The organism is Noviherbaspirillum galbum, assembly GCF_010974945.1.
GTDB lineage: Bacteria > Pseudomonadota > Gammaproteobacteria > Burkholderiales > Burkholderiaceae_D > Noviherbaspirillum > Noviherbaspirillum galbum.
This window is the reverse complement of record NZ_JAAIVB010000021.1, coordinates 106,226-121,942: the sequence shown is the minus strand read 5'-3', so window position 1 is coordinate 121,942 and position 15,717 is coordinate 106,226. Positions and strand designations below refer to the sequence as shown.

The window sequence follows — 15,717 nt, the reverse complement described above, 5'->3', positions numbered from 1 at the left end:
ATCATGATCGAACTCCTGCCTTTCTCCCTGCACTGGAAGGAATTGCTGACGTGGTACTTCACGCCGCGCTCCGATGGCGTGCGCGACGTCTGGCGCGGACGCAAGGGCGACGTCATCGTCATGCGCCTGTCGCGGCCCGAGGACGGGCCGCGCATCCAGCAGATGGTCCGCGACCTGTCACTGCAAAGCCGATACCAGCGCTTCTTTTATCCGGTGCATGAACTGACGCCGGACATGATCGAACGCTTCACCGCCAACGCGCCGGGCAAGGCCATGAACCTCGTGGCCGCGGTCAGCGAGGATGGTCATGACAGGCTTGTTGGCATGGCGCAGTATGTCGTTGGCGATGTGCCCGGCGAGGCGGAATTCGCGGTGGTGGTGGCGGACGGCTGGCAGCGCGAAGGGCTGGGACGGCGGCTGGTGCGCGGCGTGGTGTCGCTGGCGCGGGAGGCGGGCGTGCAGCGGCTGGGCGGGGATGTGCTCGCGGATAATGAACCGATGCGGGGACTAATGCTGGAACTTGGCTTCCGGCTGACGAGGCATCCGGATGGGGCGTATCTGCGGCGGGCGGTGAAGGAAATTGGAGTGCGGGGGCGGGGTTAGGGATTCGTTGCGGGCCACCTGTCATTCCCACGCAGGCGGGAATCTGTGCTCACATCTTTGCAACGTGTGCTTAATTCACGCCGCCATGTCCCCTCCCCTTCAAGGGGAGGGTTAGGGTGGGGATGGGTTTCCAGTGCAATCAAAGAACAGCACTAACATCGCCAGCGAACTGAATTCTGTCTTTTACTCGCGAACGAAACCCATCCCCACCCCGGCCCTCCCCTTGAAAGGGAGGGAGCTTGTCGGGGCGCTTTTGCAGCTTAGCGCCTGCGCGCGAATGATGGAGATAGCTGGGAATGACAAAGCAAATCCCGTCAATACTCCACCATCGCCCCCTTCACCCCAAGCCGCTCCAGCATCTGCTTCAACCCGTCCGCCGGCGCCACGCGCCAATCATCCGCAAGCCGGATCTCGCAGCTCCCCACCCCATCCTGCATGTACCGCATGGTCAGCGGCAACCCGCTCTCCGACCGGAACTGCGCCAGGATGGTCTTGATCTGCGCCGCGTCCATCCGCGTGGACAGCGAGAACGCGAACTGCTTGCCGAAGGCGATGCGGGCGGTAGCGATGTCCATCACCTTGTCGGCGGTGATGCGCAGACCGCCGGAGAAGCGGTCTTCCGAGACCTTGCCCTGCACCGCGAGAAATTCGTCTTCCTTGAACAAGGCCCGGTTGGGATCGTAGAGCTCGTTGTAGACGGTCACGTCGACCGTGGCGGTGCCGTCGTCGAGCGTGACGATCACCATCTTGCCGCGCTGGGTCATCTGGGTGCGCACGGCGCTGATGATGCCGGCGATCAGGCGCGGTTCGCGCGAGGGCTCGAGGCTGGCGAGCTTGCTGCGGGCGAACTTGCGGGCCTCTTCCTCGTAGGCGTTGAACAGGTGGCCGGATAGGTAGAAGCCGAGCGCGACCTTTTCCTCGGTGAGTCGCTGCTTGTCGCTCCAGGCCGGCGCCTTGACGTATTCCGGCGGGGCGACGAGGTCGCTGTCGTCGCCGCCGAAGAGGCTGACCTGGTTGGCCGAGGCTTCGGCCTGCTCGGCGCATTCCATCGCATAGTTGACCGAGGCGATGAGCACGCCGCGGTCGATGCCGAAGCCATCCATCGCGCCGGCGCGGATCAGCGCCTCGATGGTGCGGCGGTTGATCTGGCGCTTGTCCACGCGCTTGACGAAGTCGAACAGGTCCTTGAACGGCCCGCCCGATTCGCGCGCGGCAATGATGGCTTCGATGGCGTTCTGGCCGCTGCCCTTGACCGCACCGAGGCCGTAGCGGATGAAGCGCGCGCGCTTGCCTTCCTCAGGCTGGTCCTTCGCCGGATCGGGGTTCCACGCCGGCATGAAGCGGTAGTGCGAGAGGTTGATGTCGGGCGGCAGGATCTTCAGGCCGCAGACGTCGATCGCGTCCTCGACGAGAATCTTGATCTTGTCGGTGTCGTCCATGGCCAGCGACATGTTGGCGGCCATGAAGGCAGCGGCATGATGCGCCTTGAGATAGGCGGTGTGGTACGACAGCAGCGCGTAGGCGGCGGCGTGCGACTTGTTGAAGCCGTAGCCGGCAAACTTTTCCATCAAGTCGAAGATTTCGTCCGCCTTCTCCTCCGACAGGCCGTTCTTGGCTGCGCCCTCGCGGAAAATCTGGCGATGCTGCGCCATTTCTTCCGCCTTTTTCTTGCCCATTGCGCGGCGCAGCAGGTCGGCGCCGCCAAGCGAATAGTTGCCGATGACCTGCGCCATCTGCATCACCTGTTCCTGATAGACCATGATGCCGTAGGTCTCGGCCAGGATGCCCTCGGTGCGCGGATCGGGATAGTCGAATTTCTCGCCGTGCTTGCGGCGGCAGAAATCGGGAATCAGGTCCATCGGGCCCGGGCGGTAGAGCGCCACCAGCGCGATGATGTCCTCGAAGCGGTCGGGCCGCGCATCCTTGAGCATGCCTTGCATGCCGCGGCTTTCCAGCTGGAACACCGCGACGGTGCGGGCCTTGGTCAGCAGTTCGTAGGAGGCGCGGTCGTCGAGCGGCAGCTTGGCGAGGTCGAATTCCGCGAAGGCGGGATCCAGCTGCTTGATGTAGCGCACCGCGCGGTCGAGGATGGTCAGGGTGGTGAGGCCGAGGAAGTCGAACTTCACCAGGCCGACGGCTTCGACGTCGTCCTTGTCGTACTGCGACACCACGCCGGCGTCGCCGCCCTGGGTGTAGAGCGGGCAGAAATCGGTGAGCTTGCCGGGCGCGATGAGCACGCCGCCGGCGTGCATGCCGATGCTGCGGGTGATGCCTTCGACCTGCTGCGCGAGGTCGAGCAACTGCTTGACCTCTTCTTCCTTTTCCATGCGCTCCTTGAGCAGCGGCTCTTCCTGCAGCGCGTCGGCGATGGTCACCAGCTTGCCGGGCTTGAAGGGAATGAGCTTGGACAGGCCGTCGCAGAAGGTATAGCTCATGTCGAGCACGCGGCCGACGTCGCGCACCGCGCCCTTGGCGGCCATGGTGCCGAAGGTGGCGATCTGCGACACCGCCTCGCGGCCGTAGCGGTCCTTCACGTACTGGATGACGCGGTCGCGGCCTTCCTGGCAGAAGTCGATATCGAAGTCGGGCATGGATACCCGCTCCGGATTCAGGAAGCGCTCGAACAGCAGGTTGTATTCCAGCGGATCGAGGTCGGTAATGCTGAGGCTGTAGGCAACCAGGGAACCCGCGCCCGAACCCCGGCCCGGGCCGACCGGCACGCCATTGTTCTTGGCCCACTGGATGAAGTCGGCCACGATCAGGAAGTAACCCGGGAAGCCCATCTTGATGATGGTGTCGGTCTCGAACTTCAGGCGTTCCTCGTAGCGCGGACGCTTGGCTTCGCGCTTCGCCTCGTCGGGAAAGAGCTGGAGCAGGCGCGCTTCGAGGCCCTGCTGCGCCTGCTGCACGAGGTAGTCGTCGAGCGACATGCCGTCGGGCGTGGGGAACAGCGGCAGCTTGGGCTTGCCGAGTTCCAGCGTGAGGTTGCAGCGCCTGGCGATCTCGATGGTGTTCTGCACCGCGGCGGGCATGTCGGCGAACAGCTCGGCCATCGCAGCCTGGTGCTTGAAGCATTGCTGGTCAGAGAAGCGCTTGGCGCGGCGCGGGTTGGCGAGGATCTCGCCCTCGGCGATGCAGGTGCGCGCCTCGTGCGCGACGAATTCATCCTGCTTGAGGAATTCGATCGGATGGGTCGCCACCACCGGCAGGCCGAGCCGGGTGGCGAGCGCGGCCGCCTGGCGCACATGGGCGTCCATGTTGGGCTGGCCGTAGCGCTGCACCTCGACGTAGAAATGATTCGGGAAGATGGCGGCCCAGCGGCGCGCGCAGCGTTCGGCCAGTGCGATGTTGCCGTTGTCGATGGCCATGCCGACGTCGCCGGAGTGGGCGCCGGACAGGGCGATCAACCCGCTGGCCGCGCCGTTTTCCAGCCACTCGGCGCGCAGTTCCGCGCGGCCCCGGTAGAGGTTGGTCAGCCATGCGCGGCTCAGCAGTTCGCACAACTGCAGGTAGCCTTCGCGGTTCTTCACCAGCAAAAGCAGGCGCGAAGGCTTGTCGCGGTCGTCGTCGTTGCTGATCCAGACGTCGCAGCCGGCGATGGGCTTCACGCCCTTGCCGCGTGCCGCCTTGTAGAACTTCACCATGCCGAACAGGTTGGCCAGGTCGGTGATGGCGAGGGCGGGCTGGCCGTCCTTTGCGGCGGCCTTAACCGCGTCGTCGATGCGCACGAGGCCGTCGACGATGGAGTATTCGGAGTGCAGGCGGAGATGGATGAATTGCGGCGAGGTCATCCGGCTATTTTACTCCGTGAGCAGTCCATACCCTAGGGCAATGGTGTTGATCGAAGACGGATTTTTGGTGCGTCGCCGTTTATAATGGCGTCAAATCAACGACTTAAGACGACACCGTTCGCGCGGCCGATTGCAGTGAGGAAAACGCAACAGCCAGGCGCGGGGTGTCGCATTTCATTTCGGAACATCCATGTCTGCCAGCAAGCCCATCGTCAACATCGCCGCCTACAAGTTCATCACCTTCGACGACACCGTGGAAAAGCGCTCGGCCTTCCGCGCCATCTGCGAAGAGCTCGGGTTGAAAGGCACCATCCTGCTGTCGCCCGAGGGCATCAATCTGTTCCTCGCGGGAGCGCGTGAAGGCATCGACGGCTTCCTGTCCTGGCTGCGCGCCGACCAGCGCTTCGCCGACATCGAGGCCAAGGAAAGCTACTACGACCGCCAGCCCTTCACCAAGATGCTGGTGAAGCTCAAGCGCGAGATCATCACCATGAAGAACCCGCTGATCCGCCCCGAGGAAGGCCGGGCGCCGGCGGTGAATGCGCAGACCCTCAAGCGCTGGCTCGACCGGGGACATGACGACCATGGCAAGCCGGTGGTGATGATGGATACCCGCAACGCCTTCGAGGTGGACGTGGGCACCTTCGACAACGTGGTCGACTTTCGCATCGACAAGTTCAGCGAATTCCCGGCGGTGGTGGAAGAACACAAGCCGGAGTTCGCCGGCAAGACGGTCGTTACCTTCTGCACCGGCGGCATCCGCTGCGAGAAGGCGGCGATCCACATGCAGAACGTCGGCTACGACAGCGTGTACCAGCTCGAAGGCGGCATCCTGAAGTACTTCGAGGAAGTCGGCGGCGCACACTACAGCGGCGACTGCTTCGTCTTCGACTACCGCACCGCGCTGAATCCGCAGCTCGAAGCGACCGACACCACGCAATGCTTCGCCTGCCGCGCAGTGGTCACGCCGCGGGAGCAGTTGTCGCCGTATTACGTAGAGGGGGAATCGTGCCCGCATTGCAGGAAGGCGATGCGGGAAAATGCGCCGGAGGGCGCGGCTGCGTAGTTGTGACCACTTCTGTCATTCCCGCCTACTTTTGTCATTCCCGCGAAGGCGGGAATCCCATTTCAATGGTCCGGAGTGGCGCGCAATGGGATTCCCGCCTTCGCGGGAATGACATTTCAAGATCGCGCGGAGCTTACTCCTCGCACTCCGATGCCACGATGTTGCAGTTGTTGCGGCCGCACATTTCCAGCGCCTTCTGCGTGGCGACCGCCTTGGTGTCGCCATAGCCGTAGCCATAATACTTCTTCGTTACCGCCACCGCGCCGCATTTCTTGAACCAGACCATGGCCTTGCAGTTCGTGCCGCCGTACTCCTTGCAGGTCTTGACCGCTTCCTTCTTCGCCGCGTCGGCGGAATCCTCGCCGACCACGACGCCGTACGCCGGCTCGGCCTCGCCGATCTGGTCGTCGATCGCGATCGAGCCGACGGCGAATGCGCTGTGCGCCACAAAGTAAGTCGCTACCAGCGCCCATTTTGCAAAGTGTTTCATGAACCACCCTCCCTGGATTTGTATTCAAAACGTGGTGTGAAGATGGCCCGCGGATTCACGCAGGCCAGCAAGGACGCGGCCTGCATTTTTCATGCGTATTGTTGTCGGCCGCCGGAAGATCGTGTCACAGCTGTTGCCTAGGGTCAAGAAATTGCGAATACCTCAACTCTTGTGGCCTTTTTGCATCAGGCGTCGGCCGAGGGCTTGCGTCGGCATTTCGACCAGCAGGTGCACGATGCTGGCGAGCGGCGCGATGATGAGGAAGGCGAGTCCGACCGAGATGTAGTACGGCACTGCATGCGCCGTCAGCAGGCGGATGGCGGTATAGCCGACCAGGGTGTGCAAGGCGTAGACCGGATAACTGATGGCGGCCAGGTCGTCCACCGCGCCGATGGGACGGAAGCTGCGACGGAAGGCGTAGGCCGTCGAGAAGAGGAGCAGCGCCAGCACGTAGTTGAGCGGCACCAGCGGAAAGAAGTCCTTCAGCACCGAATGCGTCCAGGCGAAGAGGAAGACGAGGAGCAGCGCCGCCACTCCTGCTCCCAGCGTGCGCGTGCCGATCATCTTCCGGAAGTGGAACGAGAACAGCGTGCCGATCAGCATGAAGGGCATGAACATCAGGTCATGCATCAGCAAGGGCAAGGACAGCGCGAAGCCGCCGGCGGGAACGACTTGCCATGCGGCGGGCAGCCAGGCGTCCTGCAGGTAGACGAGGCCGGCGATTGCGCACGCCAGTCCGATGACCGGCAGGCTGCGTCCGGTCCGTATCCAGCCTGCGGCAAGGCAGGCAAGCAGGTAGAACTTGATCTCGACCGCGAGGCTCCAGTTGACCATGTCCATGGTGTCGACGGAGGCGAGGTTATGCAGCAGCATCGCGTTCATGAAGAAGGTCGTGGCATCCCATGGCACCGGCTTGCCCCAGAACCGCGCGCTGGTCCAGACCGCGGCCATGCCGAGCAGCAGGCAGGCGACATAAGTGGGATAGATGCGCAGCATGCGCGCGCCGAGAAAGCGCCAGCGTCTGGCGTGCTGCAGGGAGAAGGGAATCACGAAGCCGCTGATGAGGAAAAACAGCGACACGCCCAGCGGGCCGAGATTGACCCAGGTGAGGGAAATGAGGCTTAGGCTGCGCGCCGCCGGGTCGGCTACCACCGGCGCGGCGATGTGCTGGGCCACCGTGTCGCGCGCCGCCCAATAGCTGCCGAGGAGATGGACCACCAGCACGCAGAAGATGGCGAGCGCGCGCAGCTGGTCGGCAAAGATGACCTTGGCGGCATGGCGGCGGGGTGGCGTCTGGAACGGGAACATGGCCGGGTGGCATGACGAGGTCAGCCATCATACCGAATCGGATCAGCCATCGGTTTGAATTTGTAAAGATTGCCTGGCGCAACGCGGGCTGCGGTATAGAATGAAACGACTCGCATGGAGAGTGATCCGCGCATCACCCCTTATCGCCAGCGAAGCGGCTGATTCTTGCATGATCGGCATGCAGCCGCGCCTCGAACAATAGCAGTTCCAGAAAAACATCATGAGCAAGACGCAGCAACTCACCTTTCAACTTCTTTCGGAATCGATGGCAAGAAAAGCCATCGAGAAATTCCGCCGCCACGCCGGCTGGCAAGTCAGCAACGATCGCGATCATCGGCCCGCTCATCCGCTGGGCAAGGTGCAATGGGTCGCGGTGGACGCCGCGCAAAAGCAGGTCGGCATCGCGCGCCTTGAACTGGCGCCGCCGGAGTTCTGCCACGTTTCCGACCTGATCATCTTGCAGGAATACCGTGGTCACGGCATCGGCCGCTGGCTCATCAGGAACATCGAGCAATATGCGATGCGTTCGAAGATCCGGCGCCTCTGTCTCGAGCCGGGGGCGGGAACGCAGGCCTTCTACCAGTCGGTAGGTTTCGCGCCCGAGCCGAGGCTGCCCGGCATCTACACGAAGAACATCTTCGTTGTCGCAAAACCGGCAGTGATGGCTTGATGGGCAGCGGAGGAAAGTCCTTGCCGGCCGCATCCGGGCCGGCAAAATGAAAAAAGGAAAATAAAAGGGGAGCGTGATCGCTCCCCTTTTTATTGGGCTGTCGGGCGATGATGCGCGCCCTTGCCGATTTGCTTACTGCGCCGGCAGGCTCACGCCGCGGACCATGCCTTTCATCTTCGCGCTTTCCGCCAGCATGTCGACGCTTGCAGGCGTCGTCGACGTCAATGAGGCGGTCGTGGCGCTTCCCGTCCCCTTGGCGAAGTAGCTCGCCACGGTGTTGAGGTCGTCGACGTTGAGCACGCCGGCCGTATTGCGCAGGCGCAGGTAGGCCACGAGATAGGAATAGCGCGCCTGGGCCAGGTCACGCTGGGCGGTAATGACCTGCTGCTGGGCATTGAGCACGTCGAGGTTGATGCGCACCCCGCCCTTCACGCTTTGCCGCGTGGCGGTGACGAGTTCGCGGCCGGACTGCACCGTCTTGACCAGCGCGTCGATGCGCGCGGCGCTGCTGGTGGCGATGTTGTAGTAGCGCCGCAGGTCGACCAGCACCTGATTGGTCTTGGCCTCCAGGTCGGACTTGGCCTTGTCGCGGTTGGCCACGGCCTGCTTGGCGGTGGCATCGACGGCGCCGCCGGAATACAGCGGGATGTTCAGCTGCACGCCCACGCTGCGGGTGGTCGATTCCTGGTTCAGCGTCGTCAGCGATTCTGACTTGCCCTTGCTCAGCGCGGCCACCACGTCCAGGCGCGGCGCGTGGCCGGCCAGGCTCTTGCGGATTTCCTGCTCGGCGATTTCCACGCCATAGCGCTGCGCCTCGAGGTCGGCGTTCTTCTGCAGGGCGAGCGCCTTCCAATCCTCGAACGAAGCCGGGTTCATGGGCATGACCTTGAACTGGTCGTTCAAGCCGTCGAGCTCGGTCACATCTTGGCCGATGAGGCCGGCCAGGGTGTTGCGCGCGTTGACCACGTTGTCGCGGGATTCGAGCAGCTGCGCTTCGGACAGGTCGAAGCGGGCCTGGGTTTCCAGCACGTCGGTCTTGGTGCCTTCGCCGCCCTTGAACATGCGTTCGTTGACGGTGCGCTGCTCCGCGAGCACGTCGCGCTGCACCGTCGAGAGGGCAAGCTGGTCCTCGGCAAACTTTGCATCTGCATACGCCGACAGCACGCGGATGATCAGGTCCTGGGCACGCCCGTTGAACTGCGCATCGGTGTAGTTGGTCTGCGCGATGCCTTGCTTGTAGCGCGCATAGCCGTCGAAGTTGATCACCGGCTGGCGCAGCTGGACCACGCCGGAGTTGCTGGTGTATTCGGGGTGCGTCGTGTCCACGATGCCGAAGATGTTCGGCGAGGTGTAATCCGCGCGGTTCTTGCTGGTGGAGTAGCTGGCCGATACCTGCGGCAGCAGGTTGGAGCGGCCGAGGACCTTGTACTGCTGGCCCGCCTTGCTTTCATTCACGGCCGACTGGTAGGTCGGGTCGTTCTGCAATGCCGCCTGGTAGGCGTCGAGCAAACCGATCGCGAACGCGCCGCCGGATTGCGACGCCAGCGCCATCATCACGGCCGACGCCAGCAGGCCTTTCTTCAGATTCACTTGCACGGTCACGCTCACTCCTCGCTCAGGGAAGACTTGGCGCGGTCGAACACCGGCTTGAGCAGGTAGCTCATCATGGTGCGTTCACCCGTCTTGATGAAGGCTTCCACCGGCATGCCGGGGCGCACCTGCAGCGAGCCGAGCAGCTTCTTGCCTTCGTCGGTCACGCGGATGCGCATCTTGTAGTACGGCATGCCCGTGCGCTCGTCCGTGATTCGGTCGGCGGACACCTGGGTCACGACGCCGGGGATGTGCGGAGTCTGATTCTGGTTGAAGGCGCTGAAGATCAGCTCGACCGGCAGGTCGGGATGGACCTTGTCGATCAGGTTGACCGGGATCTGCGATTCGACGATCAGCGGATCATCGGTCGGCAGCAGGTCCATCATGCGGAATGCCGGAGGCACGACGCCGCCGCGGGTGAAGACGTTCAGCGCCACCACCGTGCCATCGACCGGCGCCTTGACGTCGGCGTTGTTCAGCTCGAAGTCCAGAGCCTTGAGGCGGCTCTGCAGCGCCTCGGCTTCCTTCTGGGTATCGGACAGCTGGGTGCGGACTTCCTTCTGGTAGTCCTGCTGGCGCTGCACGCGGCGCAGGTTGAGCTCGGCGATCTGGCGCTCGGCGCGGCCAATGTTGCCGATGTTTTCCGACACCGCACCGTTGATCTGCGAATAGGTGCGCTCGAGGTCGAGCACGCGGTTGCGCGCCACATAGCCGTCCTTGACCAGGTCACGCAGGCTGTCCAGCTGGTCCTTCACCAGCTTGCCCTGCTCGCGCTGGCTTTCCAGCACTTCCTTGAGGCCGCGGACCTGCGACTTCAGGCCTGCAACGCTTTCGTCGAGCGCGCCGAGTTCGCTGCGCAGCGACATCTGGCGCGACGAGAACAGCTGCTGCTGCGTCAGCATGGCGCTGGCGGCGCGGGGATCGTCCTTGGCGTTCTTCAGCTCGTCCGGAAAGGCGATCTCGCCCTTGCCGTCACGTTCGGCAAGCAGGCGGGACTCGACGGCGCGCGCGGTAATGTACTGGGCGCGGGCGGTGTCGGCGTTGGAACGCGCGATCACGTCGTTCATCTTGACCAGGGTCTGTCCGGCCTTCACCTTGTCGCCTTCCTTGACGAGGATGTCCTCGATGGTGCCGCCGCTCTGGTGCTGGATGAGCTTGCGGTTGCCGGACGCCATGACGGTGCCGGGCGCGGGCACGCCCTTGTCGAGCGGCGCGAACATGGCCCAGAGGATGAAGCCGCCGACGCCGGCGAGCACGATCCACCAGCCGAGTCGGGTGTGCTTGGTGGCATCGGTATTGACCATTGCGGCGTCAGCCGGCTTGATGACGACTTCGGTAGCGCCGTCCTTGTTGAATAGCATTCTCATGATGACTCCTCAGCGTTCTTCTCAAGCAGCCTGCGCTGCGATGCGGCCTTGGCCCTGTTCCGCGGCAGCCTGCTGGCTGGCCTGGGAAAGCGCCTGCAATACCTGTTCGGTCGGACCGAAGACCTGCGACACGCCTTCGCGCAGCAGCAGCAGCTTGTTGGTCGCGCCGATGATGCTGGTGCGGTGGGTGATCAGCACCACGGTCTTACCGCGGCGGCGCATGTCCAGCACCGCCTGCACGAGGGCCTGCTCGCCCTGGTCGTCCAGGTTGGAATTGGGTTCGTCGAGCACGACGAGCGCGGGATCGCCGTACATGGCGCGCGCCAGGCCGAGGCGCTGCTTCTGGCCGCCGGACAGGCCGGCGCCGCCGTCACCCAGCAGGGTGTCGTAGCCCTTCGGGAAGTGCAGGATCATGTCGTGCACGCCGGCGCGCTTGGCGGCATCGATGACCTTCTCGGCATCGATGTCGCCGAAGCGGGCGATGTTCTCGCTGACCGTGCCGGCGAAGAGCTCGATGTCCTGCGGCAGGTAGCCGATGTGTGGGCCGAGCTCATCCTTGTTCCACTGGTAGATGTCGGCGCCGTCGAGGCGGACCTTGCCGGAAGCGGCGGGCCAGATGCCGACCAGCAGGCGCGCCAGCGTGGACTTGCCGGAGCCGCTGGGGCCGATGATGCCGACGGCGTCGCCGGGCTGGAAGGCAAAGCTCAGGCCGCGCAGCACGGGAATCTGCGAACCGGGAGGAGCGGCGACAGCGCCTTCGACGCTCACCACGCCTTGCGGCGCGGGCAGGGACATGCCGGCCTCGCGGGCGGGATTGTCGGACAGCAGCTTGACCAGGCGCCCATAGGCGCTGCGGGTGCTCGACCACGATTTCCACACGCCGATCAGCATCTGCACCGGACCCATTGCCTTGCCCAGCAGGATGGAGGCGGCGATCATCATGCCCGGGGAGATCTTGCCTTCGATGACCAGTAGCGCACCGAGGCCCAGCACGAGGGACTGCACCGAAACCTGCACGAACTTGGTGACGGCGGTGACGATGCCCGCCTTCTCGCTCGCCTCGCCCTGCAGCTGCAGGAAGCGGCCATGCATCTTGAACCAGCGGCTCATCAGGTTGGGCAGCATGCCCATCGATTCGATGACTTCGGCATTGCGCAGGTTGCTCGATGCCAGCGCGGTGGACGTCACCGCCATGGTGTTGGCTTCGGACAGCGGCTTCTTCGAGACCTTCTCGTTGACGAAGGCCAGCACCACGAGGATGGCGGTCGAGGCCAGCGCGAAGATGCCGAGCGTCGGCTCGAACATGAAGATGACGATGAGGTAGAAGGGGAACCAGGGCGCGTCGCAGAAGGCGAACAGCGCGTTGCCGGTCAGGAACTGGCGAATGTTGGTCAGGTCCTGCAGCGACTGGCCGGCATTGCCGCCGCCCTTCTTCAGGTTCTGCTCGAAGGCGGCGGTATAGACCCGCTTGTTGAGCTTCATGTCGAGCTGGGCGCCAACGCGGACCAGGATGAAGCTGCGCACCAGTTCGAGGGCGCTCATGAAGACGTAGGCGCCCAGCATGATCATGGTCAGCATCAGCAGGGTGATTTCATTGCGGCTTTGCAGCACGCGGTCGTAGACCTGCAGCATGTACAGAGACGGCACGAGCATCAGCAGGTTGATGATCGCGGAAAAGACGCCAACCGTGCGAAAGGCGCCTTTGAATGCCGTCAGCGCCTCCATGATTTCGTTTTTAGGGACTTGGTATAGGGGTTTCATGTCGAGCAATCGTCTCTGCAGAGGTCTTGTTGAGTTGCCTTGAAAATTAAGAAAGTCTAATTTATCAATGACTTGGAAGTGCTTAACGTGATGTGGATCACATTGCGGAGAAGAATAACATATCGCTTGCTGATTGCAAGCAATTTTGCGGACCTGAAAGTTCCGTTGCGGGAGGTAAAAAGTGGCGGGATTTGGGTGGGGAGAATAGGTTTTGCGGATAGATCTAGAACTCCTGCTAGCGCGGGGATGTGCCAGACTTTTTTGCGGCGTGCGTGGGAATGCCGCTCTGTCTCGGCCCCCTCCCCTTCAAGGGGAGGGTTGGGGTGGGGATGGGTTTCGCTCGTGTACAAAGAACAGCATTAGTTCATTGCAAAATTAATGCTGTCCTTTGGTCGCACTGGAAACCCATCCCCACCCTAGCCCTCCCCTTGAAGGGGAGGGAACATGACGGCGAGAATTGACGCGTAATCAGCAAAAACGCGTGGGGGCGGGAATCCCATTTCAGCGACCGGCGAATTCAGTCCTTGCCGCCAAGCCGCCCGAAAAGCTGCCCCAGCCTGCCCGGTGCCGGCCGTTTGTCCGTCGCGTCGGCATGCGCCGCCCCCGCCTTCCGGATGATCAGCCCGATTGAGGTCACCACATACTGCTCGATCTGCATGCGCAGATGCACATGCTGCTTGTACGGCGGCAGATCCACCGTCTTGTCGGCATAGCCCTCGCCCTGGTCCCAGTCGAACTCGATGGCATGGCCCTCGGCGCGCAGCTCGCCGGCGAGGCGCTCGATGTCCTGCCTGCGGAACAGCACGGTGGCGCCGCTTTCCACGGTATCGGCGTCGGAGGAGAGGTTGAATTCGGTGGTATGCACCGCAAAGCCGCCCGGCTTCAGGCAGCGCATGGCTTCGCGCACGAAGCGCAAGCCCTTCTCGATGTCGCCAAGGTGCTCGAAGGCGCAGGAAGACCAGAGGAAATCAAACTGGCCGTCGAAGCTGCCGTTGAAGCTGCCGCCGATGTCGTTCATGTCGGCAAAACGGAAATCCACCAGCCGGTTGAACTCGGTCTTGTCGCAGAGCTGGCGCTGGTTGAGTGCGTCGAAGCCATCGGCATGCTGGCCGGTGCTGACCCAGCCGCTCTCCTCCGCCTTCTCGACGAACAGGTCGGTCGCCACGATGGACGCGCCCATGCGCGCATACATGGCGGTGAGCGGCTCCTGGCCCACCGCGAATCCCAGCCCGCGCATGCCGGGACGCAGCATCCCGCGCTCGGCCAGCGCCTCGCTGATGTAGCACCATTCCCAGATCTTGCGGTGCAGGTGAATGGGCCGCTCCTTGAAGCGAAGCTGCCATTCCTGCATTTGCGGCGACAGGAGCGATGCTTGGGTGCAGAGGCAGGAAGTCAGCATGGGACGGCAACGATGAGCTTGATGGCAGCAAAGGCTGAAGTATAAAGCGTTCGCCCAAAGAAAAAGCCGCAGGCTTGCGCCGTGCGGCTGAAAACAAGGACCTTCCTAGGGGTCGATTTCATCATAGCTGCTTGCCTGGCTGTCATCGGCAGAATGTGCATCAAGCTTGAGACAAGCCAAACAACGTAATTAGGTCTTATTTTTGTGCGGTAACCGCCTATGCCTCTTTTGCTTTGATGACATTATAAAGAAGAACACGTCCTCTGTACCACTAGGAAAGATTTTCTTTCTATCGAATCCAACAACCGTATTACTTGGGCAGTTCTTCGGTGAGAGCATTTGCGTAGGCGATGCGCGCAGTCTGCACGATGGCCAGCTGGGCATTCAGGCGCTGGATTTCCTGCTCGGTGATTTGCAGCATGTTGATCTGCTGCTTGGCGCCGTCGGACAGGGAGTCCAGATCGTATTCTTTGTCGTTGATGGTGATCATTGCCATGAGAAGCTCCTTAACGTCAATTGAGTGGAGGGTGGTTAAACGCCGCGTATTTTACCCGAGGCGTTTTTCGTTTTTCGATGGCAAAAGGTTCTGAAAGGCCAGTTTTTTATACCTTTATCGTTAAAACCAGGCTTCTACGTAATATTTTCCCTGCAATCATTGTCTTTTGTCATGAATTCACTGCGGTGCACTGAAGAACAAACGAAAAAAGCCGGGCATCGCTTTACGGCTTTTTTGTTAACGCAACGAGATTCTCTCGCTTACAGTAACCCGCTTATCCGAAATTCAGAGTGCCACCCTTGCTCAGGAAGGACAGGTCAATATCCTTACTTGCAGGCTGCTGTTTTTGCATCGCCTCGTAATGGGCGTGGGAATCCGCGAGCATGCCTAGCTTTTGCAAATGCTGCGTCGAGACCATTTGGCAGTAGGCGATGGACAGTGCACCGCATTTCATCAAGGTTTCCAACTTGTCACCCGGGAGCGACTCCAGCGCAGCTTGATCGATGTGGTGAAGGCCTTCCAAGGTTTTATTGCCGTCTTTTGTCTGGAGGGTAATTTTCCAAGGTTGGAGCACACCCGCCTCATCGAGTGCCGCGCAAGCCTTTGAAGTAACTAATCGGTTCGAATCCATCGTGGAGAGCAACTGGTTCACCTGCAGCAGTTCAGGGCCAGGCTCACCATTCTCATTAAAGAAAGCGAAGCCTTGTTCAGCGGGCGGCTCTGAGAACGTGTCATCCAAACAAAGGATTTTTTTCCCTTCTTCGGTCACGCCAAGCGCAAACGGCGAGACGCGAAATAGTGAAGGAACGTAGCCGGCAAGCCAGCTGCCATCCTTCGCAACGAACAGGTTTTTATCGGGTTGGATTCCCATCAGTACAGCCGGCAGGAAGCTTCCATCGCCTTGCTTGAGAAATCCAAACGTAAAGTTGGCAGCAGCCACGGGTAGCTCGGAGAGGTCAAGCTCCACCACTGCACGGGAAGCTGCGAAAAATAATCGGGAATGGGGCTGCCAACGCTTTTGGTGAAATTCTTCCTTCGTGATTGCTTGCAAGGCCATATTGATACTTTCGTTTTTGGAGTAGTTGAATGCCGACCTGAGTGATCACCACAACGGCAAGGTTGGAGTGCCAACCACGGCCCAATTATCCGCTGAATGGAAAAAGTTTTCTGGGATGA

General features: G+C 61.9%; 12 protein-coding genes. 3 read left to right on the top strand and 9 right to left on the bottom strand.

Translation table 11 applies throughout. From position 1 onward, the window contains the following. Positions 1-3 precede the first annotated feature (3 nt). Positions 4-603, top strand: a complete 600-nt coding sequence (locus G3574_RS07465; protein ID WP_163961594.1) for a GNAT family N-acetyltransferase — start codon at positions 4-6, stop codon at positions 601-603. 314 nt (positions 604-917) lie between these two features. Here the strand turns inward: G3574_RS07465 and dnaE are convergent, their stop codons facing one another. Further along, positions 918-4,394: a DNA polymerase III subunit alpha gene (gene dnaE / locus G3574_RS07460; protein WP_163961591.1), complete on the bottom strand. Its 3,477-nt coding sequence runs from the start codon at positions 4,392-4,394 to the stop codon at positions 918-920. A 190-nt stretch (positions 4,395-4,584) separates the two neighbouring features. Between dnaE and G3574_RS07455 the strand changes: the two genes are divergently transcribed. After that, positions 4,585-5,460, top strand: coding sequence for a sulfurtransferase (locus tag G3574_RS07455; protein ID WP_163961589.1), 876 nt, complete (start codon positions 4,585-4,587; stop codon positions 5,458-5,460). Between the two features lie 133 nt (positions 5,461-5,593). On the opposite strand, the gene G3574_RS07450 is transcribed toward G3574_RS07455, so the two are convergent. Further along, a complete protein-coding gene (locus G3574_RS07450) occupies positions 5,594-5,950 on the bottom strand; it encodes a DUF4189 domain-containing protein (protein WP_163961587.1) in 357 nt (118 codons plus the stop codon). Positions 5,951-6,112: 162 nt separating this feature from the next. Continuing rightward, positions 6,113-7,258 carry an acyltransferase family protein gene (locus G3574_RS07445; protein WP_163961585.1) on the bottom strand — a complete coding sequence of 382 codons (1,146 nt, stop codon included), beginning with the start codon at positions 7,256-7,258 and terminating at the stop codon, positions 6,113-6,115. A gap of 220 nt (positions 7,259-7,478) precedes the next feature. On the opposite strand from G3574_RS07445, the gene G3574_RS07440 reads away from it, so the two are divergent. Next, positions 7,479-7,928 carry a GNAT family N-acetyltransferase gene (locus G3574_RS07440; RefSeq protein ID WP_163961583.1) on the top strand — a complete coding sequence of 150 codons (450 nt, stop codon included), beginning with the start codon at positions 7,479-7,481 and terminating at the stop codon, positions 7,926-7,928. Between the two features lie 132 nt (positions 7,929-8,060). Here the strand turns inward: G3574_RS07440 and G3574_RS07435 are convergent, their stop codons facing one another. From G3574_RS07435 to G3574_RS07410, 6 genes are all read right to left on the bottom strand, one after another. Then, positions 8,061-9,530, bottom strand: coding sequence for a TolC family outer membrane protein (locus G3574_RS07435; protein WP_328804756.1), 1,470 nt, complete (start codon positions 9,528-9,530; stop codon positions 8,061-8,063). Positions 9,531-9,532: 2 nt separating this feature from the next. Beyond that, positions 9,533-10,885 (bottom strand): HlyD family type I secretion periplasmic adaptor subunit, encoded by a 1,353-nt coding sequence (locus G3574_RS07430; protein ID WP_163961581.1) that lies wholly within the window; start codon positions 10,883-10,885, stop codon positions 9,533-9,535. Positions 10,886-10,906: 21 nt separating this feature from the next. Further along, a complete protein-coding gene (locus tag G3574_RS07425; protein WP_163961579.1) occupies positions 10,907-12,646 on the bottom strand; it encodes a type I secretion system permease/ATPase in 1,740 nt (579 codons plus the stop codon). A 517-nt stretch (positions 12,647-13,163) separates the two neighbouring features. Then, on the bottom strand, positions 13,164-14,045 hold the full coding sequence (locus G3574_RS07420) for an SAM-dependent methyltransferase (protein ID WP_163961577.1): 882 nt from the start codon (positions 14,043-14,045) through the stop codon (positions 13,164-13,166). Between the two features lie 310 nt (positions 14,046-14,355). Beyond that, entirely contained in the window at positions 14,356-14,541 is a 186-nt protein-coding gene (locus tag G3574_RS07415) for a DUF6447 family protein (RefSeq protein ID WP_163961575.1), read from the bottom strand. Between the two features lie 274 nt (positions 14,542-14,815). Continuing rightward, a complete protein-coding gene (locus G3574_RS07410) occupies positions 14,816-15,598 on the bottom strand; it encodes a SapC family protein (protein ID WP_163961573.1) in 783 nt (260 codons plus the stop codon). Positions 15,599-15,717 lie beyond the last annotated feature (119 nt).